Below are 26,607 nucleotides of genomic sequence, written 5' to 3'. Positions count from 1 at the left end.
TCGCTATAGCCCCAGGGTCAGCAGCATCAGGAACGCGCCAAACAGCACAAAGTGCGTCAGGCCTTCGATGGCGTTGGTCTGGCCGTCATTCAAGTTGATGGCCGCCACGATCAATGTGACCAGCATCATCAGCGTCTGCAGCGGCGTCATCGCCATGTCGATCCGCTGGCCGGTGAAGAGGGCCATTGCCTCCATCGCGGGCACGGTCAGGATCACGGTCGACAGCGACGCCCCGAGCGCGATGTTGACCACCGACTGCATGCGATTGGCAAGCGCCGCCCGGAAGGCCGTCAACATCTCGGGCGCGGCCGAGATGCCCGCCACCACCAGGGCGATCAGCCCCACCGGCACGTCCATTCCTTCCAGACTGCGGTTCAGCGCATGCGACATCAGCTCTGCCAGCGCGCCCACCGCCACGATGCCGACCGCCATCACGGCGGCCGACTGGCGCCATCCGGGGCCGCCGCCGGGCGGCACGGGCGTGCGCGTCTTTTTTTCGGGATAGCTGTAGCTGAAGAAATAGCTGTGAGGCCCCGTCTGCATGCGCACAAACACGCCGTACATCAGCAGCATCGACACCACGGTGAAGGCGCTATAGGCGCGCCAACTGGGCTGCGGCACGAACTCGGGAATGATCATCGACACCGTAACGGCTGTCAGGATCATCACGCTGTACGTGCGCGCCGAATCGTCGTTGTATGCCTGCTCGCCGTGCTTGAACCCGCCGATCAGGGCGGCCACGCCAAGAATGCCGTTGATATCCAGCATGACCGCCGAATAGATGCTGTCGCGAACCAGCGTCGGCGAGCCCGCCTTGGACGACACGATCACCAGCACGATCACTTCCACCAACACCGCTGACAGCGTCAGGATCATGCTGCCGTACGGGTCGCCCAGTTTCTGCGCGATGCGTTCGGCATGGCGCGCAACGCTCAGGGAGGCGGCAAGGATCGCCGCGATCAGCACGGCCGTTTCCGCCAGACTTGCGGCTTGGCCTAGACCCTCCAGTTGCGGGTCGATCATGAACCCCGCGATCGCAAGCACGCAGGCGAGCAGCAGGAATTTTTCGGAATGCAGTAGGGATTTCATCACAACGTGGCGGGCCGGAATTCCGAGAGCCTAGCACGCACCGTTCCAGCCGAGGCGCGCGGCATCGGGCATGCGGCTTGCTGTCCATGGGGTCCGTGCATGTATGGATGGAGCGCCATGCCGAAAAGGAACGCAGCAAAGCGGCAAACGAGATCCCGGCCGCAACCACGACCCCGGAAGACCGGCAAACCCAATCCGGTTTCCCATTTTTTTGACCGCTTCGCGTCGCTTGTGACCAAGTGGGCGGGCTCACCCGTCGCCTTTGGCATCGCGCTGATCGCGGTGGTGATATGGGCGATCTCGGGCCCCGCGTTCGGCTTCTCCGAGACTTGGCAACTGGTCATCAACACTGGCACCACCATCATCACCTTCCTGATGGTTTTCCTGATTCAGCAAAGCCAGAACAAGGACAGCGAGGCGCTGCATCTGAAACTGGACGAGCTGCTGATTGCGGTCAAGGGGGCCGACGAGCAACTGGTCGACGCCGAGCGGCTGGATGAAGGCAAGCTGCTTGCCTTGGCGTCGGCCCTGACAGCCCGCGCCCGCAAGCAACATCGTCAACGGGCACGCGGCCGTCGCCGCGATTGACCCATTACCGGGCCGTCGGGCGCGCACTTTCGCACGCGTCGTGCTGCTCTCACGCCCGCACAGCCATTTGCCGGATTGCGGCCTGGGTGATCGCGGCAAACGCCTTCGGATCGTTGAACGCACGCGCGGTCAGCATGGCGCCATGCACGGTGGACATGAAGGCCTGCGCCTCGACCTGCGCGCTATCGCGCAGTTGGAGCTGCCCTGCCGTCGCCCCGGCTTCAAGCACCGAGGCGAGCCAGGCGGTCAAATCCTTGAAATAAGCCCGCACCTCGGCCGCGACTTCCTGGGGAATCATCGGCGACTCCGCCGCCAGCATCGCGCAGATGCACATCGACGCGCTGCCTTCGCGGATGCACTTGGCCCAGTAGTCCGTGTAGGCGGTCAGGCGTTCCACCGGATCTGCCACGTGCTGATCCAGCGCCGCCAGACCCGCGAGCGCTTCTTCGCGATGGCGGACGACGACGGTCAGGACGAGTTCGGCCTTCGTCGGGAAGTGATGATGGATGCTGGGTTTGCCGATTCGCACGCGTTCGGACACGTCGGCATAGCTGAACCCGTGATAGCCGCCTTCGGCGAGCAGCAGCTTGGTGTGCGCGACGATCTCGGCGGCGCGGGCAGAAAGTTCCAGGCTCATGGCCAGAATGACTCCGATTGGCGGGGGGCAAGTCGATGCGAATGCTCGCCAATCTACTAGTTGGTCGGTTGGGTGTCAAGACGGCGATCGTGCCGCCTTGACCGTCTCCGACTATGGAATCGCCGACACGTCCCGGCCGGTGGGCGCCTCGAGATTGCCCGAAGGATGCGCCGGCCGCGACAACTGCGCCGGACTCGACCGGGTCGAAGGAATCGGCGCATGCGCCGGACGTGACAGATTCGACGGATCCGAAGGCCGCAACGCGCGCGAGGCCTGCGTGGCCTGCAACGCCCGCGCCGTCCGCAGCCGCCTCACCTGGTCGTCCAGCTGCGCCCGCAGGCGCTCGATCTCCGCGTCATCGGCCGAGCGCACCGCGGCGGCGCGCACCTCCTCGACCATCTTTTCCAGCCGCGCCATGTCCGGATCAGGCAATGGATTGCTGACGCGCCGCACCTGCATGCGGCCCATCAACTCGTTAACGCGATCGCGCAACGCCACGGCAGCCATCGCGCGCAGGGGCTGCCGTAAAAACTTTGGCCATCCGAGCGACGCTCCCGCGGCCAGTGCCGCCGTCCGCGCCCACGCCCCGCCGACCTTGCTGCGGGGCGCGCTGCGCGCCATGGGAACGGAGAGCGCCTGGCGGTCACGTTCCATCTTGGCCAGAAGGGCCGCCTTGTCAGCTAGCGTGGTCATCTTGGGCATAGTGGCTCCGTGCAGCAGCGGTATCGAGGCGCACCTGGTGGCTCAGCTCCGCAAAGGGCGAGCCCTTCGGTGCGCTACGTGTCGAAATGGCGAGCGAAATGAGCGTGATGAGCAACCACGCGCCCGCAACAAGCCACGCGGCAAGTTTGCGATGCTCCGTGTCCCAAAAGCTCACGATGGCGGCCACCGACACGAATCCCAACGTGCCCAGACCGCAGAAAACCAGGGCCACGCTGCTGATCACCGTGGCGACGAGCGCGGCCCGGTACAGGGACAGTTCGATGCCGACCAACTCGACATAGTCCCCCGAGCGTTCGGCAGCAAAAGCCGCGATGCGGCGCAATCTGCGCAAGCGTTCTGAAATCATGGCGTCTCCTTGGGGCGATGACGGGCGATGTCAGCAAATGTCATACCCGTTCGCCCCGCGAGACGCCACAACGCTAACTGTTACCGCCAATGCGCCGGCCAGAGCTGCGCGTGGAGTTGGGGATTGAAGGCATCCACGGAGGCGGTGGCAACACCCACCACCAGGAACGCGTCGCCCGCCAATAGCTCAGCCAAGGCGTCACGGTCGGCGCAATGGGCAATCACGAATCCGCCTTTGCCGTCCTCTGCGGGCCCCGCCGCCAGGATTTTCCCCGACGCGATCCCCTCAAACAGCCATTGCTTGTGCGATTCCAGATGAGCGCCCAGGCGTTCCTTGGGCACGGTGTAGATCAGCTTTACGATGAAGATCATTTCGCTGCCTCAGACCGTGAGCGCCAGCCGAACCACCTGGTCGACCTGATCGCGCGCCGCCGCCATCGATGCAGCGCTGGCCTGCGCGCCCCGCGACATGTTTTCTGCACGCACAAACTGGACGTCCGAAATGCCCATGAAGCCAAATGCCGCCTTGATGTAGGCCTCCTGGATATCAAGACCGCTCAATGCGCCGGAGAGATAACTCCCACCCCGCGTCGACACCACGACAATCGCCTTGGGACCGGCGAGCCCCACCGGACCTTCGGGGGTGTATTTGAACGTGCGACCGGGTTGCACGATGCGGTCGATCCACGCCTTCAACTGGCTGGACACCGAAAAGTTGTACATGGGCGCGCCGATCACCACCACGTCACTCGCCAGAAATTCGTTGACCAGCGTCTCCGAACGCGCGTGCTCCTTCAGCGTTTCAGCGTCAAAACTTGAAGGACCCATCGGGCGAAAGCCGGCCGCGATCGCTGCCGTCAGGTGAGGGATTGGCTCCCCGACGACATCGCGATATACCAGCTTGCTGGACGGGACAAGCGAAACGATCGAGTCGATGACTTCATGCGTCAGCGCACGGGACGACGACGCGTCGCCAAGAATGGAGGAATCAATCAGCAGGACTTGCATGGGAATTCTCGGAAAGGAACAGGGTGAAGGCACTCTACTGTCCCAAACCGCCCGGCGCTAGAATGCGACAGCATGACGCTTTGTCTCATCGGGCAGAACAATAAATGGAGAGTTGCTCGTGATCGATCTGAACGATTTGGCGTTGTTCGCCGCCATCGGTGAACACGGCAGCTTTTCCAGCGCCGGCCGTGCGCTGGGGTTTCCAAAGTCGAAGGTGAGCCGGCGCATTGGCGATCTGGAAGCGCAATTGGGCGTGCGGTTGCTGCACCGCTCCACGCGCGTCGTCAGCCTGACCGATGCCGGCAGCGAGTTCTACAAACACTGCCAGAGCGTCACAAACGCGGCCAAGGCCGCGGTCGACGTGGCTCAGCGCGCCGCCGAAGGCCCCATCGGCAAGGTGCGGGTCAGTTGTCCGGTGGGCGTCGCCCATCTTTTCCTTGCCCGTATCCTGCCGCAATTCCTGCGCAGCGAACCCGCGGTTCAGCTCGAGTTCGAAATCACGAGCCCGTCTCGGCGAGGCATGGTGCCCGCCGTCCGGGCATTCATCGAGCATCTTGCCCGCACGGTTCCCCCAACCATGAAGAACCCTACCGGCCAGTACGGCTGCGACCCGTTGCCCCTGGCGCCTGAACGAGGCTCGTCGGGTCGTCAATAGAAAAAGCCGCGCTTTTTCAGGACGCTGCGCTATGCCCGCCCGGCAGCGCGTCTGCCAGTCAGGCGCAGCAGCAACCCCGCCAGCTGCTCCAGCCGATAAGGCTTGGACAACAGCGGAATACCCTCTTGCCCCGCCCTTTTCACTTCCTCGCCCAGAAAGCCGGTCATCAATGCCACCGGAAGATCGGGCCTCTGGGCGCGCACTTCCCGCGCCAGTTGAATGCCGCTCTTGCCACCGGGCATCATGGCATCCGTCAGCATCACATCAATAGCGGCGCCGTCATTCAACACGTCCAAGGCTTCGGCGGCACTGGCGGCCGGCGTCACGATATAACCCAGCTCTTCCAGCATGCTGGCGGTCAGCGTCGCAACGTCCGCGTCGTCTTCCACCAGCAGCACGTTCAAGGCCGCTGGCCGCTCCTGGACCACGCCGGACTCGCCCGATTTTCCCTGCGCAGCCAGCCGCCGTTTCGACCGCGGCAACAAGACTGAAACCGTGGTGCCGACGTCCATCTCGGTGGACAGGTCGATGGCGCCGCCCGATTGTTTGGCAAAGCCGTACGCCTGCGCCAGCCCCAGCCCCGATCCCTTGCCGACATCTTTGGTGGTGAAAAACGGTTCAAACACGCGTTCAGCCACCGCCGGGCTCATGCCGGTCCCCGTGTCCGACACCCGCAATGCAATGTGGTCGACGGTCAGCTCTCCCTTTCCGGATGCGGTCATGTTCTCGGTCCGGATCTCGATCACACCGCCGTCCGGCATGGCGTCGCGCGCGTTGACCGCCAGATTCAGGATGACGAGTTCCAACTCGCCAGGGTCCACTTCGACCGGCCAGAGGTCGTCGGCCAGCGCCAACGCAATGACGATGTCGCCGCGCAGGCTGCGCTCGAGCATCTCGAGCATGTTTTGAACGACCGTGTTCAGGTTGAGGACCTCCGGGCGCAACGCCTGGCGGCGCGCGAACGTCAGCAATTGGCGAGACAACGAGGCGCCGCGGTCCACCGCCTGTCGCATCGAGCCATACAAGCGGGTGCGCCGCGCTTCGTCGATGGGACGCTGCAGCATTTGCAGCCCGCCGGAGATGACCATCAGGAGGTTATTGAAGTCGTGCGCCACCCCACCGGTGAGCTGACCCAGCGCTTCGAGTTTCTGGGCCTGGCGCAGCGATTCCTCGATCCTGCTGCGCTCGCGCATCTGCTGCTGAAGCTCGGCGTTGGCCAGTTCCAGTTCGCGCGTCCGGCTTGCCACGACCGACTCAAGCGCCTGCGCGGCCTGCTTCTCAGCTTGCAGCAACGTGCGGATTTCATATTGTCGGGTCCGGGCGCGCGCCGCCGTTTGAACCGTGGTGGTCAATGCAAGGCTCTGAACCGGCCGTTCCAGGAGCGAGACATTGCCCAATAATTCGGTCATTTTCTCGCGCCAGCGCACGATAGGGCCGGTTTGCGTCTTGCCGGTCAACACAACGAACGGCAGCCCCGACCATGCCGGCTGCGCCTGCAACCACTCGGACACCAGTTCCAGGTTCTTGCCGAACAGCCCTTCCTCGGTCAAACAGACGGCCAGGGCGCCGGCGTCCGCCTGCGCCAGCAGCTCCTCGATATTGCGGCAGACGAACGTGTCGAAACCCGCGCGCTGCAGCAGCCGCGCGCCGGCTTCCCCGTCGCGGCCGATCGGTGCGTAGACGAGCACGCGCGATTCAGCGTCCTCAGGTCGATGCATCGGGATTGTTCAGCAGAAGGCGCAAATCGTCGCCGGTGTATTGCGGCGTTCCCGAAAAAATTCCGTGAAACGAGGTCAATGGCGGGCCAACGACCAGCCCATCTTCGGACATGCTGAATTCGCGGATGGCATGTTCGTGCGCGCCACTGCGCTTCTTGACGACGGAGATGGCACGCCGGACGCGTCCGTCGTGCTCGAAATACCGCAGCATGATCACCGTGTCGCTGAGATAGCTGATGTCCATGGGCGTTTCCATCGGGCCCACCAGACCGTGTTGGGCCAGGATCATCACCGTCGTCACGCCCTGCTGCCCCAGGTAGCTCAGCAATTCGTGCATCTGCAGAATCAAGAAGCGCCCGTCGGGCATGGCGTTCAGATAGCCGTTCAAACTGTCGAACACCACCACGCGCGCGCCATCATTTTCGACCGCGCGGCGAACCATCGCGGTGAATTCGCCCGGCGCCATCTCCGCGGGATCAATTTGCTTAAAGGTCAGAAGCCCTGCGTCCAGCGCGGATTCCAGCGGCATTCCCAGCGCACGTGAGCGCGCGAAGAACGTGGCCCGGGACTCGTCGAACGCGAAAATGGCTGCATGCTCGCCGCGCTGCGTCGATGCCAGCGCATAGGTAGCCGCAACTGAAGACTTGCCCACCCCCGCCGCGCCGATCAGCAGAACATTCGTCCCGCGGTCCAATCCGCCGCCCAGCAGGCTATCCAGTTCGGCGTTGCCGCTGGGCGTGGGCGTTGGGGCAAACGCTTTGTGATGCTCCGCCGCAACGAGCCGCGGATAAACCTCCAGCCCGCCCTTCCTGATCGTGAAGTCGTGGTAGCCACCGCGAAAATCCATGCCGCGCATTTTCAATATGCGCAGCCGCCGTCGCTGGGCGCCGTAGTCGACCGCCAATTGCTCAAGTGCGATGACGCCGTGCGAGATCGAGTGCAATTGCAGGTCGTCCTCTTTGGCCGCCTGGTCGTCCAGCAGGATCACCGTACACCGGCGATTGGCGAAAAAATGCTTCATCGCCAGAATCTGCCGGCGATAACGCAGCGAGCCCTGCGCCAGCAGGCGCAGTTCCGACAGGCTATCGATGACGACCCGTGCTGGATCCAGCTGTTCAACCTTGTCCAGGATCAGGCGCGTGGTCTCGGTCAGCTCCATCTCGGCGGGGTGCAGAACGGTGAGTTCCCGCTCGGGATCCAACACGTCTTCGGACACCAGTTCCAGGATCTCGATGCCGTCCAACGACCACCCGTGGCGGTGGGCAACCAGACTGAGTTCGGCCGGACTTTCGGAAAGCGCGACATAAAGCGCGCGCTCGCCGTGACGGACGCCTTCCAACAGGAATTGCATTCCCATGGTCGTCTTGCCCGTGCCCGGCCTTCCTTCGCACAGATACATTTTGTTCGGATCCAAGCCGCCGCCGAGGATGTCGTCGATGCCGAGGTTTCCGGTCGAAATTCGGGGGTCTGGCTTGAAAGCCGCAGTCTGTTCTTCAATCGGTGCGCTCATGGCTTTCCCGTAAAAACGAGTGAGAAAGCAAGCATATCGCCATCGTCAATCCCGAATGGCATCCCGCGCGAAAGATATGTTACGTACTGAATCGCACCCATCGTACGAGAATCGCGGCTTCAAGTCCGACCAGAAGGCGGTCAGCGCGGGATTGCACGGCCTGGCTCGCCACTTGGCCCTGTAACAAAGGTGCAATGCAACCCGCAAAAAAACGCCCGCCTTCTGCATGCGAATGCAGAAGGCGGGCGTCTAGCGGGTGAACGGGCTTATTCGAACGAAATCTGAAGCTGAGGATTGATCTTCCATTCGAATCGGGCGCTGGCCTCACCGCCGCCGGCGTCCTGGGCCAACACCACATACCGGCCTTCTTGCGGGGTCGGCGGCACCAGGCCCCGAAGCGTGCCGGTGGCCTCGTCGAACTTCAGGCCTTCCGGAAGCCGGGCAGGCGTCGTGCCGTCCTTGTCGAAAAGCGTGTAGCGCACCGCACCGCTTCCACCCGTGGCGTTGACCACCGGCACCGCCGACGGCATCGTGGCGCCCGCCGTGAGTTCGATCGGAAGGGTGGAGACCTCCAGCGCGGGCGCCAGGTTGAATTCGACGGGAATGGAAACGCGGGCGCCGCCCTCGTCGCTGATGGTGGCCGTTAGCCCCGCCATTTTTTCCAGGGACTTGGGCACCGCGCCGCTGACACGGCCGCTGCCGTCGAGCACCAGCCCGGAAGGCATGCGCATGGCGCTGCCGTCGGGATTGGAATAGGAGACGGCGTAGTTGCCGGTGCCGCCGCTGACGTTGATGAACTTGACGGGGCTCTTGATGCGCCCGCCCGCCGTCGCTTGAATGGAGCCGCCCTCGACGTTCAAGGGCGGATTGATGGTCAGTTGCACGGTGCGGCTGGCCTTACCGCCGCCGCTGTCTTCGACCTGGATGAGATACGTCAACGTCTTGGGGCTGGCCACAGAAGGAGCGGCGCCAGACAGCGAACCGTCGGATCCGAACACCAGCCCGGCGGGCAGTTCGGCGGGTTTGCCGCTGGTGTCAAGCAGCCGGAAGTTCAACGCCCCGGTGCCGCCCGACGTTCGCACCCGGATCAACTGGGAATTGAGCGTTGCGCCCGAAGTGATGGAGAGCCCCCTGTCCGGTGCCACGGCAGCCGGGCGGGCGCGGGTGATTTCTTGACCGCTCGTGGACGCCGCAGAAGCTGCCGGCGCTTTCGTGCCGGATGACGGCGCCCCCTTGGCAGGCGCGGCACGCTGAGTGATTTTTCCAACGGGCGGTTTGAAGTCTTCGGCAGCGATGGCTTGGCCGGGCGCGACTGCGATCAGTCCAACAGCGGCTCCCAGGCACGCGAATCGGGAGATTAACTTTTTATTCATAACGGTCCTTGTGACTTAATCAACGATGCGCAGTGCGCATTACACGTCTCTCTACAGGCCAGGCGCGGCAGCCTGGCGTGCGAGCCCCCAATTACCTCGTGCCCTTCAATCAGACCTTGATGCGCCGCTTTGCCGCTTTGCATTTACATCACGGCGTCGCGCAAGGCTGCAGGCCACGTTCTGCGTCAACGAATCTGGAAACTGGGCGTCACATTATTTCAAGATCAACAGGCCGAAATGCAGAGTAGAACTACCTCTTTGCAGGCAAAAAATGGCGAGGCGACTCAGTAAGCCTGCCGTCGCTGACCGGCGTTATCAGACCAATGAAAAGGCGGGCGAGGGCGAGCGAGGTGTTGATGTTCAACTTCGAGTAAATGCGCGCCTTGTGGTTGTCGACGGTACGGACTGAAATATGGAGATGCTCTGCGATCTCTTTGCTGGAATGCCCGGCGATGACGCCTTGGACGATCACCAGTTCACGGGGCGTGAGCATCGCTTTGCGTGCTTCTTCCTGGTCTGATCGGAGCCGATTCAGGTGAGCGCGGCGGCTCAGGCGCAGTGCATGGTGAATGGCTTGGCAGAGCCGGCTTGAGTTCAAGGGCTTGGCAAAGAAATCGACGGCGCCGCGCCGCATGGCTTCGACGGCATCTCCGAATTCGGGCTCGGCCTTGATGAAGATGGTTGGCAACGCCGCGTTGGCCTGAACCAGGTCGCGCTGTACCGCGGTATCGGCAGCCGCCTTCCCGAAATCCATGATGAGGCAGTCGCACTCGCCCGCTGAATAAATGGACAGGAATTCGTTGACTGTTCGGCTCTGCACGACTTCGATGGAGAAGTCGGCGAGCGTCCGGCGCACCGCCCACACCGAAGACTCGTCCTCGTCCACGATGTAGGCTTTGGAGCCACTGGGCAATGCGCTGGCTTGGCCAATGACTGACTCCGCATCACGCGATGCCAGAAATTCGTCCGGAATGGACCGGTATTGATACTGCCTCCACCGCAGCGGTTGTTCGGAATACGGCATCGTTGAACAGCCAGGAAGAATTGAAAAGTGTCCAATACGGCCGGCAAATTGCCAGCACGCTGCGCAGGCGAGTATAGGTATGCACTCCCCGTCCCGAAATCGGATATTTATTAAAAACTTGGGGTGACCGCTCACCGGACAGGATTACTCAATCTTGCCGCCATCGCTTTATAGCCAGGAGTAATATGACGCGTCTGGCGTCAAACCCGCCGGCGCAAGCAAGCCGATTCACGCCTGGTCCTTCCCACCCCTGTCGACAGCGGAGCGTCCCTCCGAGCCTGCCCTCGGTGTCTGCAAGTCCTGGCGCGCAAGCGGCCACAAAAAAAGACATCGAGGAGAAGCGGATTGGACAAGCAAGAGTCGGGCGGCTGGTATTTCGGCTGGAACATCGTCGGCGCCGCCACGGTACTCACCCTGTTTACGGTCGGCCTGCGCATGGGCATCGGACCGTTCTTTCTGCCCATGGCCGAGAGCCTGGGTTTTTCGCGCAGCCTGCTGTCGGGCATCGTCGCCATCGGCATGCTGTGCTATGGCCTGGGCATGCCGCTGGCGGGTTATCTGGTCAGCATCCGCGGCACGCGCTTCGTCCTGCTGACCGGCACGGCCATCGTGGTATTGGCTTCCATCTGGACCGTCTTCGCGCGCGGACCCCTCGAATTTTTGCTGGCCTTTGGCGTTGCGCTATCCGTGGGTCTGGCCTTCACCAGTCCGGTCGCGCTGACGCCGGTGATCAGCCGCTGGTTCACGCGCCAGCGCGGCATGGCGCTCTTCTTCCTGTCCACGGGGTCGATGGCCGGCATCGCGCTGATGACCCCGACGCTCACCTACGCCATCTCGGCGGTCGGCTGGCAGGAAACGCTGCTGGGCTTTGCCGTGCTGTTTGCGCTGCTGACCGTGCCGGTCGCGCTTTTCGTGATGCGCGACGAGGCGCCCGAGCACACCGACCTGCTGCCCCATCAGATCATCGAAAAGACCGGCACGGCCAAGCCGGCAGCCAAGGCGCCCGCGCCGGGGCTGGGCGAGGCCCTGCGCACGTTGCCGTTCTGGCAGGTCGCGCTGGGTCTGTTTGCCTGTGGTTTCAGCATGAACCTGCTGGGCACGCACGGCATGCCCATGCTGATGGACCACGGCTTTGACGCCACCACCAGTTCGCTGGGCATCGGCCTGATTGGCTTGGTCGCCATTTTCAGCACCTTGGTGCTGGGCCGCATGTCCGACCAGGTCGAACGCCGCAACATCCTGGCGGCCATCTATCTGGTGCGGGGACTGGGATTCTTCGCGCTGGTCATGGTGGGCGCACATTGGGAACTGTATTTGGCTGCGACCATCGGCGGCATCGTCTGGGCCGGCAGCATCGCGCTGTCCTCGGCCATCCTGGCGGACGTGTATGGCATCCGGCTGGTTGGCGTGCTGTACGGGCTGACGTATCTGGGCCACCAGATCGGCGGCATGATCAGCTCGTGGCTGGGCGGCTGGGCGTTCGAGACCTTTGGCACGCACTGGGTGGCCTTCGGGTCGGCCGGCGCGCTGCTGTTCCTGGCCGCATTCATCTCGATGCGCCTGCCGCCGCGCGGAATTCTGCGCGCGCCACGGGCAGTGCCCGCCGCCGGACGCTGAATCGCCGGCGGCCAGGCGTGACGCCGAGGGTGCGCCGCACCCCCGGCCCGCAGGCGTTAACGGTCTTTCAGCAACGACACCAGCTCGGGCACATAACGTTCGCCGCCGCCTTGCGCGACGGCCTGATCGAACGTTTGCTGCACGGCGGCGCCGATCTCGCGGACCGCCCCGGCCTCGGCGGCCATGGTGTTGTAGTACGAAAGATCCTTCTGCGCGTTAGACATGAAAAAGCGCAGGGACGACGGATCCTGTTCCAGCAGATACGGCTTGATGCGCTCCAGCGCCACGCCGCCGCCGCCGCCCTTGGCCAGCACTTCCGCAAAGACGGCCGGGTCGATGTCCGAACGCAGCGCGCACGCCGCGGCTTCGGACAGCAGCGCCACCACGCCCAGCGACACATAGTTGTGCAGCAGCTTCATGCGATGGCCGGCGCCCACCGGGCCGGCATGCGTGATGTTTTCAGCGAAGCAGGCCAAGAGCGGCTTGCATTCGTCAAACAACGCCGCATCGCCGCCCACCAGCAGGTTAAGGCGGCCTTCGGCGGCTTCTTTCGGGGTGCGCGTCATGGGCGCATCCAGAAAGCGCCCGCCGCTTTCGGTGACGGCCTGTGCGACCTTCACGGTCGACGACGGAATGGCCGTTGAGCAATCGATGATGACGGTGCCGGGACGCAGCCCCTCGAGCACACCGGCCGGCGACAGCAGCACGGCTTCGACCTGCGGGCTGCCAGTGACGCACAGGATGATCACATCCGACTGCGCAGCCAGCTCGGCGCCGGTGGTCACGCTGACCGCGCCGGCGGCCTTGAGCGCGTCCAGCGGCTGGTTGCCCGGGTGTTCGAGCACGGTCAGCGCGTGACCATGCTTGACCAGGTTGCTTGCAATGCCGTGGCCCATGAGGCCGATACCAACCATGCCGACTTTCGCCATCTTCAAATGCTCCTGCCATGTAGGGTGATTGTTGTGCCGTAAATCTTACCCTCAGAAGATGAGCGCTGGGCCGGGGGGTTGCACGGCGTGGTGACAATTCCGCGTGCGTCCGCGCCCCGATCACCGCGCTATGCCTGCGCGGGCGCGTCTGGAATACTTTCGGGGATCGTCCTACGGGACTCTTGCATCGCCAGCCATGACAGACTCCCTTCCCGCCGGTTTCACCCCCTGGTATCCCAGCAGCCAGTTCATGCGCCACCTGAACGACCTGGGCCCGTTCTACCGCCGCAAGGCCGACAACGTGTTGGCCCTGCGGGTCACCACGGCGCACGGCAACATGCACGGCATGGCACACGGCGGATTTCTGGCCACGTTTGCCGACAGTGCGCTGGGCCTCGTCATTTCCGAAGACGCCCACGTATCCGTCGTCACGGCGCAGATGTCCGTCGAGTTTCTGAATGCCGTCAATCCGGGCGATTGGCTCGAAGCCCACGTGCAGATCGACAAGCAGGGCAAGCGGCTCATCTACGCGACCTGCCGCCTTCAGGTGGAGGGCCGCGTCATGCTCAAGGCGAGCGCCGTGTTCGCGGTGCGACATGCGGCGGTGCCGGCTTCGGACGGCTGATCGACGAAGCGGGCATGGCCGGCGGCACAGGCTTGCCGGCCGGGACCCGCGCTACAAGGGACCCACGCTACAAGTAAGGCGTAGCCAGCCAGATCACCTTGTTGCGCAGGCGCTTCGCAAAAGGCGCCTGCAGCAGATCTTCCAGCGTCACGCGGTGCGCGTTGGCGATCAACGCATCAACGCGCGCGCCGATCCAGCGCGCCACCTCGGGATCGTAGATTTCGGTGTCCAATTCAAAATTCAATCGCAGGCTGCGCGGATCCAGGTTCGACGAGCCGGCGTAAGTCCACGCGCCGTCCACCGTCATCAGCTTGGAGTGATCGAACGCACCGCTCGACCGCCAGACGCGGCAGCCCGTTCGCACCACCTGATCAAGCTGCGCCGTCATCGCGTAGTCCACCAGCCGCAGGTTGTTCTTGCCCGGAATCACGATGTCCACGACGATCCCACGTCGCGCCGCCGTGGCCAGCGCGCCGATCAGCGTCTGGTCGGGCAGGAAGTAAGGCGATTGGATCCGCACGTGATGCCGCGCCACCGCCAACGCGCCTAGCAGCATGTTGTGCGTGCTGCCGATTGCGCGGTCCGGGCCGGACGGCACGCAGCGGATCGGCACGTGGCCCGACGGCGGCAGGTAGTCAGGATCGAACCACGGCTTGGCGGACAGCGACTCGTGCGTCGTGAAATTCCAGTCATGCGCGAACACCGACATCAGCTGCGTCACGATCGGCCCTTCCACGCGGAAGTGCGTGTCGTGGTTGGTGGCATCCCCCGCCAGCGCGCTGACAAACGCCGCCCGCACGTTCATGCCGCCCGTAAACCCCACACGTCCGTCCACCACCAGCACCTTGCGGTGGCTGCGCAGATTGGCGTAGGGCATGCGCAGCACGCCCATCGGATTGGTCATGAACCGCGCCACCGGCACGTTCGCCTTCGCCAACATGCGCACGATCGGCGGGCGTGAATACTTGGAACCCACGGCGTCGATCAGCACCCGCACCTGCACACCGCGTGCCTGCGCTTCGATCAGCGCCTCGGCCACCTCGCGCCCGATCGGGTCGTTATCGAAGATGTAGCTCTGCATCGCCACCGTGTGCCGCGCCTCGCGGATGGCCTGCAGCATTGCGGGATACGTCTCGTCGCCACCAGCGAGCGGCCGCACCTGGTTGCCGCCCAGCAGCTCGAACCGGCTGACGCGGTCGCCAAGCACTTTCAATGACGCAAACTGCTCACCCGATATGGGCACCACATCCACCGGCGCCGTCGCGACCTGCCCAGCGTCCTCGAGCATCGCGTCGTCCCGCTGCTGCGACACCCGCGTCTTGCGAATGCGGTTGATCCCCGCCACGAAATAGAAAAGCGCCCCGAGGATCGGCGAGAACATCGCCACCCCCACCCAGCCAATGGCCGCCCGCACATCCTGCTTGGTCATCGCGGCATGCACCGCCGCGCCCGTGCCCGCCACGATGCTGATGGCAAAGGCAACATGAGGCCAGTATTCGATCAAAAATGCGTGTATGCGATCCATGGCGATGGCTTGAAACACGGCCTCCAGTGGTTAACCAGCGCAAGAATAGCAAGGCTGCCGCCTGTGGCAAGACTACTTTTTAAAGGCGATTTCACACCCTTCAAAAAAACGTGCTAGAATTCGGCCTCTTCGTTGTTGAGCAGCTTTCGAAGCAAATTTGAAAGGCGCAAAACGACGAAAGCACTGAAGGAAACTGAAGTGCAACGCAGTACCAGAGGTGGCTGTAGCTCAGTTGGTAGAGTCCCGGATTGTGATTCCGGTTGTCGTGGGTTCGAGCCCCATCAGCCACCCCAAGAATTCATTTGAAATCAGCCGCTTTTAGCGGCTTTTTTCTTTTCTGGCGCTAATTCATTTCAATAATCCAGGCGCTGGATAATAAGTTTTGATATCGAGTCGCGGGCCAAAGCGCTCGTCAATTTGCACCATCAAAGCGCACATCAAATCGCCCGTCAAAACGCATCGCAAGGCAAAATTCGACCGGCCGCCCCGCTGCCGGTCGAAGTTGCGAATGATCGGTGTCTGCCACCCATGACACGGTTGCGCCAAGGGATGGCTATCGCAGCGACACCTGGATCAGCCACCCTGCTCCAAAAACGCCTGCAAAGCGGGCACCGTATTCAGCACATGCTGGCGCATCGCGGCCTCGCAACGCGCCGCGTCGCGGGTCTGTAGCGCGTCGATCAGTTCCTGGTGCGATTCGCGCACGCGCAGCACGCGGCCGGGTTGGGCAGCCCAGAGGCGCATGTAGGGTTCGACAACCGAATGCAGTTCGGAGATCTGATTCAACAGGCGCGGTTGTTTACAGAAGCTGCACAGGTATTCATGGAATTCGCGGTGCGCGGCGGTCCAGTCAAGATCTTCGTTTGCGCCCTGGTCCAGCTGCTCGAGCATGTTCGACAGCCGGCGGATGTGCTCGGGGCCCATGTTTTCCACGGCATTGCGCGTGGCCAACCCTTCGAGCACGGAGCGCATCTCGAAGACCTCGAGCATCTCCTGCTGATTCAAGCCGCGCACCACGGCGCCGCGATTGGCGCGGATCTCCACCAGACCTTCCGACGCCAGGCGGCGCAGCGCACCGCGCACGGGCATGCGGCTGGTGCCGATCTCAGCGGCCACCACGTCGGGCACGAGGCGCTGGCCGGGCGCGTAGCGGCCCAGGCGGATTTCGCGCTGTAAATGCAGGTACGCCTCGTCTTCGGCGCTGATGGCTGTCTTCTGGAATTGCAGCACTGACGTCCCCGGGCTTGGAAAGCCGCCATGATAGATAAGGGCGAAAATAACACAAATTGGATCCAATGATCCATGGATGCAAATACCTATGGCCGGGGGTTCGCGCGTTGCGTTTAATCCAGGGCAGGACGCGGCAGACCGCGCCCGCTCGGCCGGAACGGGCATCAGACCCGACCCGGCCCATACGCTTTCCATAACGCGATCAAGGGGAATCCATGAAATTTCGTCTCATCCGGGCGCTGGCAGGCGCCGCCGCGCTGGCCTTCGGGGCGCAAGCGGCCGCGCAAGCCACGGACTGGCCGCAGCATCCCGTGCGCATCGTCGTGCCCTTCCAGGCCGGCTCGGCCACGGACCTGATCTCGCGCCAGCTTGGCGCGGCGCTGTCCGCCGAACTGGGCCAGCCCTTCGTCATCGAGGCCCGCCCCGGCGCCGCGGCCGCGATCGGCAGCGCGTCGGTCGCGCGGTCGGCGGCGGACGGCTACACGTTGCTGATGGGCGGTCCGGCCGCCGTCGTCACCAACCGCTTCCTGCAGAAACGCCTGGCATACGACCCCGACGCTTTCGAGCTGGTGTCTATGGTGGCCTACACGCCGAATATCCTGCTGGCCAATCCGTCGCAGCCGTTCAAGACGCTGCCCGAAATGGTGGCCTATGCGCGCGCCAATCCCGGCAAGCTGACCTATGCCTCGTTCGGCACGGGCACGACCTCGCACATGGCGGGCGAGATGCTCAAGTCCGTCGCTGGCATCGACATTCTGCACGTGCCCTACAAGGGCGCCGGCGAAGCCATCCCCGCCCTGCTGAGCGGTCAGGTGTCGATGTACTTCGACACCATCATGACCGGGCTGCCCCAGGCCAAGAGCGGTTCGCTGCTGGCGCTGGGCATGTCCAATTCGCAGCGCTCGGCGCTGGCGCCGGACATCCCGACGATCGCCGAGCAAGGCTTTTCGGGCTACGACATCGCGCCGTGGTACGGTCTGGTCGCGCCTCAAGGCACGCCCGCACCGATCCTCGACAAGCTCAACAAAGCCGTCAACAAAGTGCTCGCCGACCCCGCATTGCGCGGTAAGCTCGCCGAAGCCGGCGCCGAGCCGCGTGGCGGCAGCCGCGAGGAATTTGCCGCCTTCATCAAGGCCGAGATTCCGCGCACCAAGCAGCTGATCGACCAGGCCGGCATCACCCCGCAGTAATTTTTCCAACGAGTTCCAGCACCCATGTCCTCCCCCTTCGATTGGTCTTTTCCGTACGCTTCCCGAAAAATGCCGGTCCTGGCCGCCAACGCGGTCGCGACCAGCCAGCCGCTGGCTGCGCAGGCGGGACTACGCATGCTGCTGGCCGGTGGCAATGCCGTTGACAGCGCCATTGCCACCGCGATCGCCCTGACCGTCGTCGAGCCCGTGATGAACGGGATCGGCGGCGACATGTTTGCCCTGATCTGGCACGACGGCCAGCTTCACGGCCTGAACTCCAGCGGCTGTGCGCCGGTCGCGTGGACGCCCGAGTACTTCAAGGGCCGCGACGCCATGCCGGGCACCGGCTGGGGCACGGTCACGGTGCCGGGTCAGATCGCGGGCTGGAAGGCCTTGTCCGACCGCTTCGGCAAGCTTCCCTTCGCCAAGCTCTTCGAACCCGCCATCGCGTATGCCGAGGAAGGCTTTGCGGTGTCGCCCACCATTGCGCGCCAATGGGCCAATCAGGCGCCCAAGCTCGCGGCCGAGCCGGGCTTTGCCGAGGCCTTCCTGCCGCAAGGCCGCGCGCCGCAGGCGGGCGAATGGTGGCGCTTTCCCGACCAGGCCAAGACCTTGCGCGACATCGCCGAAACCGGTGGTGAAAGCTTCTACCGCGGCGAACTGGCCCGCAAGATCGCGGACTTCGCGGCCAAGACGGGCGGCGCGCTCAGCGCCGTCGACCTGGCCGAACATCAGGCCGAATGGGTCAAGCCCATCTCGCAGTCGTTCCGCGACTACGAGCTGCACGAGATCCCGCCCAGCGGCCAAGGCATCTCGGCGCTGATGGCGCTGGGCATGCTGGAACAATTCGACCTGGAAGGCATGGGCCGCGACAGCGCCGACTACTACCACGTCAGCATCGAAGCCATGAAGCTGGCGTTTGCCGACCTGCACCATCACGTCGCCGATCCGCGCCACATGCGCACTGATGCGCGCGCCCTGCTCGACCGCGCCTATCTGGCCGAGCGCGCCCGCCTGATTTCCATGGACCGCGCCAGCGTGCCCACTGCGGGCACGCCTGCCACCGGCGGCACTGTCTACCTGACCGCGGCGGACGCCAGCGGCACGATGGTGTCGTTCATCCAGTCCAACTATCACGGCTTTGGTTCGGGCGTGGTCGTGCCGGGTACCGGCATCAGCCTGCACAACCGCGGCTTGAACTTCGTGCTGACGCCCGACCACGTCAACCAGGTCGCGCCGCGCAAGAAGCCGATGCACACCATCATCCCCGCGTTCGTGACGCGCGGCGGCCAGCCGGTCATGTCGTTTGGCGTGATGGGTGGCTCGATGCAGGCGCAAGGCCATCTGCAGATGGTCACGCGTCTGGCGGCCTTCGGCCAGAACCCGCAGGCCATGAGCGACGCGCCGCGCTTCCGCGTCGAGAAGGGCCCGGTCGTGAACGTGGAATCGCACCTGCCGGCCGACGTGGTCGACACGCTGCGCGCGCGTGGCCACAACGTCGCGGTGGCCCCGGTGGACAGCCTGGAGTTCGGCTCGGCGCAGCTCATCTGCCGCTTGCCGCAAGGCGGCTACGTGGCGGCGTCGGACTCGCGCCGCGACGGACAAGCCGTCGGGTTCTGACGCGTGGCGGGGCACGCCGGACGTCCCTTGCGGAAGTTCGGCGACAATCCGTGACCTGCCGGCGCGCGCCCGCGCGCTGGCAGCCTGCCGCCTTCGCGCGCCGTCATATCCCTGCAGCAGCGCCGCCCGATACTGCCGCGTCGCTGCATGAAGGACCGAAATGCCCCACCCGGCTTCACCGCCCCGCCTCAAACGCGCGCGCTCAGCGCAGCGTTTTCTTCTGACCCTGCAACGCTTACCCGCCACGCTGGCCGCCGTCGGCCTGCTGGTGCTGACGTCGGCGCCCACGCCCGGCCGCGCCGCGCTGCCGGTGGCCGTCGGTGGTCAACCGCTGCCTTCGCTGGCGCCAATGCTCGAACGCGTCACGCCGGCCGTCGTCAATATTTCAGCGTCTACCGACGCTGCGGCATCGAGCGGCGGCCGCGCGTCCACGCCCGGCAGCCTGCGGCAGAACGTGGGTTCGGGCGTCATCGTCGACGCCACCCAGGGCAACATCCTGACCAACCATCACGTGGTGCGCGGGGCGTCCGCCATCCGCGTGTCCCTGCAGGATGGGCGCAGCTTCAACGCCACGGTGGTGGGCAGCGATCCGGACACGGATCTGGCCGTGCTGCGCATCGCCGCGCAGAACCTGCGGGCGCTGACCCTGTCCGACTCCAGCGACCTGCGCGTGGGCGATTTCGTGGTGGCGATCGGTGATCCCTACGGCCTCGGACAGTCGGCGTCGTCCGGCATCGTGTCCGCGCTGGACCGGTCCAGCCTGCGCGCCGCGGGCTACCAGAACTTCATTCAGACCGACGCGTCCATCAACCCCGGCAACTCGGGCGGCGCACTGGTCAATCTGAACGGCGACCTGGTCGGCATCAACACCATGATCTACACCCCGTCGGGCGGGAATGTAGGCATCGGCTTTGCCATCCCGTCGAACCTGGCGGGCGAAGTCATGCAGCAACTGTTGCAGCACGGGCAGGTGCAGCGCGGTGGACTTGGACTGGACACGCTGGACATCACGCCGCGCAATACCCGCCAGCTTGGACTGGCGCCGGGATCGACCGGCGTCGTCGTGGCGCGCGTCGCCGATGGCTCGCCCGCGCAAAAGGCAGGCGTCCAGGCCCGCGACCAGATCCTGTCCATCGACGGCAAGGCAATCGGCTCCAGCGCCCAACTGCGCAACGCGGAAGGCCTCTCGCCGGTCGGGCGCCAGGTGCGGCTGGGATTGTCCCGCGCCGGCGCAAGGACCGAGGTCCTGCTGCGCATCGAGCCCGAGCAGAACGAGCGCCTGCATGCAGGTTCACTGGACGCCCGGATGATGGGCGTGGAGTTTTCGGAGGTGGGACGCGCGCAACGCGTGCAAGGCAACGACGGCGCCGCGGTCAGCGCCACGTTTCCCGATCGCGGCCCCGTGGCCGCGCGGCTGCAGCGCGGGGATATCGTCATCGGCGTGAATCAGCGCCCCGTCAGCACGCTTGCCGACCTGCGCAACCTGCTGACCGGCGCGGGCGCGCAGCCGCTGGTGCTGACGCTGCTGCGCGGACGGACCGCTCACACGCTGCAGGTGAACTGAGCGAGGCGCTGCCCGGGAATCGTGGCAGAATGGCCCGACCCGGCGTTCGGCGCCGGTTCCAAGGCTAGCCGTCACGACAAACCATGCATCGCGGGCGCGCCCGGCCCGCCAGAAGGAGCACGGATGAACCGCATTCCGCCTCACACCCGCCAAAAGCTGCCCCGCCTGCTGCTGGCGGCCGGCCTCGCAGTCATCGCGACCGGCGCGGCCGCACAGGACAAGGCGCCGCAGATCATGCAGGTGCCGGCCGACAACCGCATCGTCTGGCAGGCGCCGGCGGAAGGCGACGTCACGTATGAATGCCGGCTGACGCAGACCGACGGCGCGCGCTACGCGTGGGTCATCGCGGGCGCGGCTGCGACGCTTGGCGCGGGCCAATCCGGCCAGACCGGCACCTACAAAAGTCCGCCTGAAACCTGGCGGGCGGCCGACGGGTCGACGCTGACCGGCATGGAAACCGTGCGCGCCAATGCCGGGCCGGACCGCCTGTACGATCAACTCGTCCTGGCCAATCCGTCGTCGGGCGTGGGTCTGTTGACCGGCGTGACCTACATCCAGCGGTTCGTGCGCGCGGGCGGCGGCGCGCCGCAGACGCCCTGCTCGGCGGCCAACAAGGGCCAACGGGCGCAGGTCAAATACCAGGCCGATTACGTGTTCTGGAAACCGAACTGAGGTTGGTTCGCTGAACGGACGTCCGGCGGCGATCGCATTGCGGCAATGCACCGCGCCGGTCGTGCCGCGGCTGCCCACAACGGGGGCCCCTACTGCACCGCTCGTGCGCCCGCATCGGGCAGAGGCAGGGCGTTACTGCGCGACGGACATGCCCTGCTTCAAGGCATCGACCAGCCCGGGATGCCGGGCCTTTTCCTGCGTGAGCGTGTAGGCGGAAAACGTCACCACCTTCTTGCCCGACGCCGCGAACAGCGCCGTCAGCTCGGCCGGGCGGCCCGACAGTTTGCTGGTCGCGTCCACTTGAAAAACGCCGATGCTGCCGACCTTGAACGCGCCATCTCCCGTCTTCTTGAACGTCGGCACCGCTTCCTTCTGCTGCGACTGAAAGCCCGCGGCCATCGCGCCCAATGTGAATGCGTCATCATCGCCGACGGCCAGTTCGACCGGCACATCGATCACGATGATCGCCTGCATGGTGGCGCGATTCAGGTAGATCTTGCCGGAGACCTCGGGCGTTGCCGGGTCCGACGGAAATTCGGTTTCGGTGAAGCCGGCGGGGATGAGGACCTTGAGCTTGCCGTCCAGCACCTGCAGCGTTTGCGGCTGCGGCGGGGGAGCGGCGGCGTCCGCCGTCGCGCCATTCGGGTCTTGTTGCGCAGCAGGCGATCCGGCGGCGGGCGATCCCGCGGCGGGCGATCCTGCGGCCGGAGGAGCCGGTGTCGGCGATGCCGGTGCCGGCGCGGCTGGCGCTGACGGCGCCGGCGCTGCTGCAGCAGGTGCTGCTGGGGCAGGTGCTGATGGGGCGGGCGCTGCCGCTGCTGACGCGGCAGGTGCCGGTGATGCCGGCGCAGGCTTCGCAGACGCCGATGCCGCAGGTGCAGTTGCGGGCGCCGTCGATACCGCCGCCGGCGCTGCCGCAGCTGCCGGCTTAGCCGCAGGTGAAGCCGCAGCAGGCGCTCCGCCTGCTGCCGCCGCATCCCCCGGCTGAACATTCTGTGCCTGCGCAGAGGCGCCCGCGGCCATGGCAAGCGTCAACGCCAATGTCATTTCTGCGAGCCGTGCGTTGTGCGTGTGCATAGCTATCCGATGATTAGGCTGAGCGTTCAATACTACAACGACACTCACCCTGCCCTCGGGCGATGAGGGTCGGCAGGGTGATCCAAAATGCTACGCAATCCGGCCTCAACAAATGACGAAGCCCGCGCAAGCCTGCGCGGGCCTTCTAATTGCCATGATCGGAGTTCGGGTGAGCGGACTGGGAGTGGAGCTAGGGAGGTGGCCGCTTTTTTCGCGTCTGTGGCCGGGTAAGACGCCCAATCCGCTCAGTGCAACCGCGGTGCAGGGCGCAAGCGGCGCGCGCCTGGCGCGCGCCGCTCATCACGTCTGCCGCTTAGAAGCGATGACGGACACCGACCATGCCCACCGTGCTCTTCACGCCGTCGATGAACGCGAAGTCCGTGGCGTAGGAGCCCAGCGCGTACAGGTTCGTACGCTTGGACAGGTTGTACGTGTAGCCGATGCTGTACACGTTCATGGCCGAATCGCCACCGGTCAGCAGATCGCTGTCCGGATCGGCACGTTGCCACGAAGCCAGGATGGTGCTGGCGCCAAGCGGAACGGTCACGCCGACCATGTACGAATTGGCCTTGAAGTCTTCGACGCCAACGTTCGAGCTGAAGCTCTTGGCCTCGGGGCTGCCGCTGCCGAAGGCGTTGATGCTTTGGCCGGTGAACCAGCCGTCACGCGTCTGACCGAAGGCGGCAGCCAGCTTCACGACTTCAAAGTCGTACGAAGCGCCGATGCTCCATGCCTTGGGCGTGGCGTCATTGCCAAGCTGGTTGGCCGGGTTCAGTTGGTCGTACGTCAGGGCGACGTTCAGCGGACCGTTTACGTAGCGGACGCCGGCCGTGATGGCGCGGGTGTTGTCAGCGGTGCGGAAGCCGGTCTGTGCGGCGGTCGTGTCGGCGATGTTGAACGAGTAGCCGACGCCAGCCTGGAAGCCGCCGAACGACGGGGTCGAGTACTGGACCATATTGTCGTAGCGGACGGTGTTGGCGGCGCTGAACGCGTTGCCGATGTTGGCTTGGCCATAGCTGGCGCCGAACGGATCGATCGCGCCCAGGTACTTGGAAGCGATGTTGGTCTGACGGCCGAATTCCAGCAAGCCCCACGACGAGCTCTTCAGGCCGATGGTGGCTTGGCGGCCGAACAGGCGGCTGCTCTGGCCCGACTGGCCGTTGGCCGAGTTGAAGCCGCTTTCCAGCGTGAACACGGCGGAGAGGCCGTCGCCCAGATCTTCCGAACCGCGCAGGCCCCAGCGCGAACCGCTGGAAACGCCGTTGCTCATGCCGACCTTGGATTCATGGTAGCCATCGCCCTTGATCCGCTGATAGCCCACGCCCGTATCGATCAAGCCGTACAGCGTCACCGAGGTTTCCGCCTGCGCCATGCCGGACAGCGCGGCAAAGATGGCGGTGGCGAACAGAGTCTTTTTCATTACAGATTCCCATTGATGTGAACAGACATGCGCATGTGGCCAGACCCGCATTGCAGGCGGCACAGTGATGCACACGGCGCATGGCAGGAACGGATTCTAGGGACGCAATATGTCAGTTCTGGGGACACAAGCGATCTCGCGGAAAGAAATGGAAATAATCGCTTTTTTTGTGGCGCGACGCCTACAGCGGCGCGCACATCGGCGACGCCGGCAGGCGTGTCATGGGCGTGTGCTATGAAGACAGGATGCGCGCAAACGTGCGCAGCAATTGGCGCGCATCGTGCGTGGGGACAAGGCCCGCCACCATCGCCGCCACGTCGTGGCCCTCGGCCTCGAACACCGGCGCGCGGCGCGACAGGCATGCCGACATCAGCGTCGGCGAGAACTCGGGATGGAATTGCACCGACCACGCGTTCGGCCCATATCGCAGGACCTGATGCGGATCGTGCCGCGAACGGGCCAGCACTTCGGCGCCCGGCGGCGGCGTCAACACGCTTTGCTCATGGGTCAGATTGGCCAGAAAACGCCGCGGCAGCGCGCCAAGCAGCGCATCGTCGCCAATGTCCGCGCAGAAGTCGATGGCATGCTGGCCGATCTCGCGGCCCTGCGGATGAAAGTCGACGACGCCGCCCAGCGCGTGCGCCATCAGTTGATGGCCGTAGCAGATGCCCAATAGCGGCAACTGCGCGCGATGCGCGCCGCGCAGCCATTCGGCCGTGCGCTCGCTCCAGGGCTCGCGATCCGTCACCATGGACCACGATCCCGTCAGCACCGCGCCGGACACGTCATTCCACGTGGGCAGGGGTTCGTCGTCGTGGGGCTTGAAGACCCGCACCGGCAGGCCCGGATCTTCAAGCGCGGCCAGCATCCAGTCGGATTGTTCGCCTTGCGCCTGCCGCAGATCTTCGGGCGGGCGGCCCATCTGAATGATGGCGAGCGGTTTTCGGGTCATGGACAACGATTCTGCGGATTGAAAGGATGACGGAGTTTACTTTCCGAACAGGCGCCGCAGCCGCTGGGACTCGGCGAGGTTCAGGCGCTTGGCTTCGTCTTCGGCGTAATCCCGCTCGCCGACATCGTAGGACCCTTCGTGCAGGCACTTCTTGCGATTGGCCTTGCACTCATCGTTGGACCGGGCCGGCGTGGTGGCCGCCATGCTGGCCTTTTCCGCAGCCGTCGGCTTGCTGGACGAGCACCCCGCCACCACCGCGACGAAAAACAACGCCGCGCCGCAGCGGCTGATCGTGAATATCGACATTTTCCCGGCCCTACAGAAGTGCTATAGCCGCTTTTATAGCAAACGCGCGCGGGGAAAGGCGTGATAAGTGGTAGCAGACGCGCGGCTTACCAGTGCATGTCCTCAGGCCCGCTCCCCTCATGCGCCCGCTGATCTGCCGCCGTCCAGCGAAGCCGCGCGATACCGCAGCGCCTCTATCACCAGCGCCAACGCCGGCGAGAGCTGCCGGCGATTTGCGTAGTAAAGGTGATAGCCCGGAAACACCGGCCACCAATCCTCCAGCACGGGCGCCAGCCGGCCCGCTTCGATGTGGGGTTTGACCAGGTCATAGGGCACATAAGCCAGGCCCATGCCATCGAGCGCCGCCTGCAGCATCAGGAACGTATTGTTGAACACGGTCTGCCCATTCACGCGCACGCTCAGCGCGCGTCCATCCTTTTCAAAATCCCAGGCGTACAGGCCGCCGTGCGTGGGCAGCCGCAGGTTCACGCAACAGTGCTCCGTCAGTTCCTGCGGTGTGGCGGGCAGTGATCTGCCGGCCAGATAGTCCGGCGACGCGGCGACCGCCATGCGCAGGTCGGGCGCGATGCGCACGGCGATCATGTCCTTGTCCACGCGGTTGCCCACGCGCACTCCCGCGTCGAAACGTTGCGCGGCGATGTCGGTCATCGCGTAGTCCACGCTGAATTCGATCTGCACGTCCGGGTACTGCCGCAGAAGCGGCAACAGGCGCGGCCATAGCGCCGTCACGATGGCGTGGTCATGCGCGGTGATGCGTACCGTGCCCGCGGGCTTGTCGCGCATCGCGGTCAGCGACTCCAGCTCCTGCTGTATTTCGCTCAGCCGGGGACTCAGCACACTCAGCAGCCGGGCGCCGGCTTCAGTAGGTGAAACGCTGCGGGTCGTCCGGGTGAGCAACCGCACGCCCAGGCGTGCTTCCAGCGCCAGCATGGCGTGGCTGAGCGCAGACCGCGACAAGCCAAGCTGGGCCGCAGCGCGGGTGAAGCTGCGGGTCTGCGCCACGGCCATGAAGGCATGCAGATCGTTCAGTTTCTCTTTGGTCATTGGTGAATTCCGTGCACCAGGGAATACGGATTTTGCGATCTTCTCATCTAATCCGCCGGATCATACAGTGCGACGGGTGGGCGCCGATGGCCGGTCGGCGCCCCGCCAAACCCGACGTGGCGCGCGGCAGACAGCGCCGCCGCCCAACGAACAGAGGCAGAAAAGC

General features: G+C 64.7%; 27 protein-coding genes and 1 tRNA gene. 10 read left to right on the top strand and 18 right to left on the bottom strand.

The window, feature by feature from the left end; all coding sequences use genetic code 11:
• Window positions 1-3 precede the first annotated feature (3 nt).
• A complete protein-coding gene (locus B3098_RS22130; protein ID WP_175138677.1) occupies window positions 4-1,089 on the bottom strand; it encodes a calcium:proton antiporter in 1,086 nt (361 codons plus the stop codon).
• Window positions 1,090-1,206: 117 nt separating this feature from the next.
• On the opposite strand from B3098_RS22130, the gene B3098_RS22125 reads away from it, so the two are divergent.
• A complete protein-coding gene (locus B3098_RS22125) occupies window positions 1,207-1,677 on the top strand; it encodes a low affinity iron permease family protein (RefSeq protein ID WP_286898965.1) in 471 nt (156 codons plus the stop codon).
• A gap of 49 nt (window positions 1,678-1,726) precedes the next feature.
• Here B3098_RS22125 and B3098_RS22120 read toward each other — a convergent pair whose 3' ends face one another.
• The 5 genes from B3098_RS22120 to B3098_RS22100 form a co-directional block, all read right to left on the bottom strand.
• The gene (locus B3098_RS22120) at window positions 1,727-2,314 is read right to left on the bottom strand and encodes a TetR/AcrR family transcriptional regulator (RefSeq protein WP_279974915.1); all 588 of its coding nucleotides are present in this window, start codon (window positions 2,312-2,314) and stop codon (window positions 1,727-1,729) included.
• Between the two features lie 111 nt (window positions 2,315-2,425).
• Window positions 2,426-3,016, bottom strand: coding sequence for a hypothetical protein (locus B3098_RS22115; protein WP_286898963.1), 591 nt, complete (start codon window positions 3,014-3,016; stop codon window positions 2,426-2,428).
• Entirely contained in the window at window positions 2,991-3,383 is a 393-nt protein-coding gene (locus B3098_RS22110; RefSeq protein ID WP_175124327.1) for a phage holin family protein, read from the bottom strand. Before B3098_RS22110 ends, B3098_RS22115 begins: the two co-directional genes overlap by 26 nt.
• Before the next feature lie 80 nt (window positions 3,384-3,463).
• Window positions 3,464-3,754: a YciI family protein gene (locus tag B3098_RS22105; RefSeq protein ID WP_286898961.1), complete on the bottom strand. Its 291-nt coding sequence runs from the start codon at window positions 3,752-3,754 to the stop codon at window positions 3,464-3,466.
• Between the two features lie 9 nt (window positions 3,755-3,763).
• Window positions 3,764-4,390, bottom strand: a complete 627-nt coding sequence (locus B3098_RS22100) for an FMN-dependent NADH-azoreductase (RefSeq protein WP_286898959.1) — start codon at window positions 4,388-4,390, stop codon at window positions 3,764-3,766.
• A gap of 118 nt (window positions 4,391-4,508) precedes the next feature.
• Here B3098_RS22100 and B3098_RS22095 point away from each other — a divergent pair, with 118 nt between their 5' ends.
• The gene (locus B3098_RS22095) at window positions 4,509-5,045 is read left to right on the top strand and encodes a LysR family transcriptional regulator (RefSeq protein ID WP_286898956.1); all 537 of its coding nucleotides are present in this window, start codon (window positions 4,509-4,511) and stop codon (window positions 5,043-5,045) included.
• A 29-nt stretch (window positions 5,046-5,074) separates the two neighbouring features.
• Here the strand turns inward: B3098_RS22095 and B3098_RS22090 are convergent, their stop codons facing one another.
• The 4 genes from B3098_RS22090 to B3098_RS22075 form a co-directional block, all read right to left on the bottom strand.
• On the bottom strand, window positions 5,075-6,595 hold the full coding sequence (locus B3098_RS22090) for an ATP-binding protein (protein WP_286898954.1): 1,521 nt from the start codon (window positions 6,593-6,595) through the stop codon (window positions 5,075-5,077).
• 154 nt (window positions 6,596-6,749) lie between these two features.
• Window positions 6,750-8,273, bottom strand: coding sequence for an ATPase domain-containing protein (locus B3098_RS22085; protein WP_286898952.1), 1,524 nt, complete (start codon window positions 8,271-8,273; stop codon window positions 6,750-6,752).
• Window positions 8,274-8,539: 266 nt separating this feature from the next.
• Window positions 8,540-9,355, bottom strand: a complete 816-nt coding sequence (locus B3098_RS22080) for an Ig domain-containing protein (RefSeq protein ID WP_286899283.1) — start codon at window positions 9,353-9,355, stop codon at window positions 8,540-8,542.
• 541 nt (window positions 9,356-9,896) lie between these two features.
• Window positions 9,897-10,670: a response regulator transcription factor gene (locus tag B3098_RS22075; protein WP_286898951.1), complete on the bottom strand. Its 774-nt coding sequence runs from the start codon at window positions 10,668-10,670 to the stop codon at window positions 9,897-9,899.
• A 345-nt stretch (window positions 10,671-11,015) separates the two neighbouring features.
• Between B3098_RS22075 and B3098_RS22070 the strand changes: the two genes are divergently transcribed.
• The gene (locus B3098_RS22070) at window positions 11,016-12,287 is read left to right on the top strand and encodes an MFS transporter (RefSeq protein WP_286898949.1); all 1,272 of its coding nucleotides are present in this window, start codon (window positions 11,016-11,018) and stop codon (window positions 12,285-12,287) included.
• Window positions 12,288-12,343: 56 nt separating this feature from the next.
• On the opposite strand, the gene B3098_RS22065 is transcribed toward B3098_RS22070, so the two are convergent.
• Window positions 12,344-13,216 carry an NAD(P)-dependent oxidoreductase gene (locus B3098_RS22065; RefSeq protein ID WP_286898948.1) on the bottom strand — a complete coding sequence of 291 codons (873 nt, stop codon included), beginning with the start codon at window positions 13,214-13,216 and terminating at the stop codon, window positions 12,344-12,346.
• A 196-nt stretch (window positions 13,217-13,412) separates the two neighbouring features.
• Between B3098_RS22065 and B3098_RS22060 the strand changes: the two genes are divergently transcribed.
• Complete coding sequence (locus tag B3098_RS22060) at window positions 13,413-13,841, top strand: PaaI family thioesterase (protein ID WP_056563788.1); 429 nt, start codon at window positions 13,413-13,415, stop codon at window positions 13,839-13,841.
• Window positions 13,842-13,908: 67 nt separating this feature from the next.
• Here the strand turns inward: B3098_RS22060 and B3098_RS22055 are convergent, their stop codons facing one another.
• A complete protein-coding gene (locus B3098_RS22055) occupies window positions 13,909-15,366 on the bottom strand; it encodes a phospholipase D-like domain-containing protein (protein ID WP_175124356.1) in 1,458 nt (485 codons plus the stop codon).
• Between the two features lie 217 nt (window positions 15,367-15,583).
• Here B3098_RS22055 and B3098_RS22050 point away from each other — a divergent pair.
• Window positions 15,584-15,659: transfer RNA gene (locus tag B3098_RS22050), tRNA-His, on the top strand.
• Window positions 15,660-15,939: 280 nt separating this feature from the next.
• Here the strand turns inward: B3098_RS22050 and B3098_RS22045 are convergent.
• Window positions 15,940-16,596, bottom strand: coding sequence for a GntR family transcriptional regulator (locus B3098_RS22045; RefSeq protein WP_175124357.1), 657 nt, complete (start codon window positions 16,594-16,596; stop codon window positions 15,940-15,942).
• A 215-nt stretch (window positions 16,597-16,811) separates the two neighbouring features.
• On the opposite strand from B3098_RS22045, the gene B3098_RS22040 reads away from it, so the two are divergent.
• From B3098_RS22040 to B3098_RS22025, 4 genes are all read left to right on the top strand, one after another.
• Window positions 16,812-17,786: a Bug family tripartite tricarboxylate transporter substrate binding protein gene (locus B3098_RS22040; protein ID WP_286898947.1), complete on the top strand. Its 975-nt coding sequence runs from the start codon at window positions 16,812-16,814 to the stop codon at window positions 17,784-17,786.
• 24 nt (window positions 17,787-17,810) lie between these two features.
• Window positions 17,811-19,406: a gamma-glutamyltransferase gene (ggt, locus tag B3098_RS22035; RefSeq protein WP_286898945.1), complete on the top strand. Its 1,596-nt coding sequence runs from the start codon at window positions 17,811-17,813 to the stop codon at window positions 19,404-19,406.
• A gap of 160 nt (window positions 19,407-19,566) precedes the next feature.
• Window positions 19,567-20,970 (top strand): trypsin-like peptidase domain-containing protein, encoded by a 1,404-nt coding sequence (locus B3098_RS22030; RefSeq protein ID WP_286898943.1) that lies wholly within the window; start codon window positions 19,567-19,569, stop codon window positions 20,968-20,970.
• Between the two features lie 123 nt (window positions 20,971-21,093).
• Window positions 21,094-21,642, top strand: a complete 549-nt coding sequence (locus B3098_RS22025) for a DUF3455 domain-containing protein (RefSeq protein WP_286898942.1) — start codon at window positions 21,094-21,096, stop codon at window positions 21,640-21,642.
• A 132-nt stretch (window positions 21,643-21,774) separates the two neighbouring features.
• Here the strand turns inward: B3098_RS22025 and B3098_RS22020 are convergent, their stop codons facing one another.
• The gene (locus tag B3098_RS22020) at window positions 21,775-22,230 is read right to left on the bottom strand and encodes a hypothetical protein (protein ID WP_218344415.1); all 456 of its coding nucleotides are present in this window, start codon (window positions 22,228-22,230) and stop codon (window positions 21,775-21,777) included.
• Between the two features lie 128 nt (window positions 22,231-22,358).
• Here B3098_RS22020 and B3098_RS22015 point away from each other — a divergent pair, with 128 nt between their 5' ends.
• Entirely contained in the window at window positions 22,359-22,574 is a 216-nt protein-coding gene (locus B3098_RS22015; protein ID WP_286898940.1) for a hypothetical protein, read from the top strand.
• 458 nt (window positions 22,575-23,032) lie between these two features.
• On the opposite strand, the gene B3098_RS22010 is transcribed toward B3098_RS22015, so the two are convergent.
• The 4 genes from B3098_RS22010 to B3098_RS21995 form a co-directional block, all read right to left on the bottom strand.
• Complete coding sequence (locus B3098_RS22010) at window positions 23,033-24,139, bottom strand: porin (protein WP_175138695.1); 1,107 nt, start codon at window positions 24,137-24,139, stop codon at window positions 23,033-23,035.
• A 232-nt stretch (window positions 24,140-24,371) separates the two neighbouring features.
• Window positions 24,372-25,091, bottom strand: a complete 720-nt coding sequence (locus B3098_RS22005; protein ID WP_279974898.1) for a glutamine amidotransferase — start codon at window positions 25,089-25,091, stop codon at window positions 24,372-24,374.
• A gap of 36 nt (window positions 25,092-25,127) precedes the next feature.
• Entirely contained in the window at window positions 25,128-25,397 is a 270-nt protein-coding gene (locus B3098_RS22000; RefSeq protein WP_175124365.1) for a hypothetical protein, read from the bottom strand.
• Window positions 25,398-25,514: 117 nt separating this feature from the next.
• Complete coding sequence (locus tag B3098_RS21995) at window positions 25,515-26,441, bottom strand: LysR family transcriptional regulator (protein WP_286898937.1); 927 nt, start codon at window positions 26,439-26,441, stop codon at window positions 25,515-25,517.
• Window positions 26,442-26,607: the final 166 nt, after the last annotated feature.

It is taken from the genome of Achromobacter sp. UBA2119, assembly GCF_002331005.1.
Lineage (GTDB): Bacteria > Pseudomonadota > Gammaproteobacteria > Burkholderiales > Burkholderiaceae_B > Achromobacter > Achromobacter animicus.
This window is presented reverse-complemented; position numbering and strand designations above follow the sequence as displayed.

Bases quoted from the DNA above. Each gene is read 5' to 3' on its own strand.
- B3098_RS22130 (WP_175138677.1), bottom strand. From the start codon at position 1,089: ATGAAATCCCTACTGCATTCCGAAAAATTCCTGCTGCTCGCCTGCGTG.
- B3098_RS22125 (WP_286898965.1), top strand. From the start codon at position 1,207: ATGCCGAAAAGGAACGCAGCAAAGCGGCAAACGAGATCCCGGCCGCAA.
- B3098_RS22120 (WP_279974915.1), bottom strand. From the start codon at position 2,314: ATGAGCCTGGAACTTTCTGCCCGCGCCGCCGAGATCGTCGCGCACACC.
- B3098_RS22115 (WP_286898963.1), bottom strand. From the start codon at position 3,016: ATGCCCAAGATGACCACGCTAGCTGACAAGGCGGCCCTTCTGGCCAAG.
- B3098_RS22110 (WP_175124327.1), bottom strand. From the start codon at position 3,383: ATGATTTCAGAACGCTTGCGCAGATTGCGCCGCATCGCGGCTTTTGCT.
- B3098_RS22105 (WP_286898961.1), bottom strand. From the start codon at position 3,754: ATGATCTTCATCGTAAAGCTGATCTACACCGTGCCCAAGGAACGCCTG.
- B3098_RS22100 (WP_286898959.1), bottom strand. From the start codon at position 4,390: ATGCAAGTCCTGCTGATTGATTCCTCCATTCTTGGCGACGCGTCGTCG.
- B3098_RS22085 (WP_286898952.1), bottom strand. From the start codon at position 8,273: ATGAGCGCACCGATTGAAGAACAGACTGCGGCTTTCAAGCCAGACCCC.
- B3098_RS22075 (WP_286898951.1), bottom strand. From the start codon at position 10,670: ATGCCGTATTCCGAACAACCGCTGCGGTGGAGGCAGTATCAATACCGG.
- B3098_RS22065 (WP_286898948.1), bottom strand. From the start codon at position 13,216: ATGGCGAAAGTCGGCATGGTTGGTATCGGCCTCATGGGCCACGGCATT.
- B3098_RS22060 (WP_056563788.1), top strand. From the start codon at position 13,413: ATGACAGACTCCCTTCCCGCCGGTTTCACCCCCTGGTATCCCAGCAGC.
- B3098_RS22055 (WP_175124356.1), bottom strand. From the start codon at position 15,366: ATGGATCGCATACACGCATTTTTGATCGAATACTGGCCTCATGTTGCC.
- B3098_RS22040 (WP_286898947.1), top strand. From the start codon at position 16,812: ATGAAATTTCGTCTCATCCGGGCGCTGGCAGGCGCCGCCGCGCTGGCC.
- ggt (WP_286898945.1), top strand. From the start codon at position 17,811: ATGTCCTCCCCCTTCGATTGGTCTTTTCCGTACGCTTCCCGAAAAATG.
- B3098_RS22030 (WP_286898943.1), top strand. From the start codon at position 19,567: ATGCCCCACCCGGCTTCACCGCCCCGCCTCAAACGCGCGCGCTCAGCG.
- B3098_RS22025 (WP_286898942.1), top strand. From the start codon at position 21,094: ATGAACCGCATTCCGCCTCACACCCGCCAAAAGCTGCCCCGCCTGCTG.
- B3098_RS22010 (WP_175138695.1), bottom strand. From the start codon at position 24,139: ATGAAAAAGACTCTGTTCGCCACCGCCATCTTTGCCGCGCTGTCCGGC.
- B3098_RS22005 (WP_279974898.1), bottom strand. From the start codon at position 25,091: ATGACCCGAAAACCGCTCGCCATCATTCAGATGGGCCGCCCGCCCGAA.
- B3098_RS22000 (WP_175124365.1), bottom strand. From the start codon at position 25,397: ATGTCGATATTCACGATCAGCCGCTGCGGCGCGGCGTTGTTTTTCGTC.
- B3098_RS21995 (WP_286898937.1), bottom strand. From the start codon at position 26,441: ATGACCAAAGAGAAACTGAACGATCTGCATGCCTTCATGGCCGTGGCG.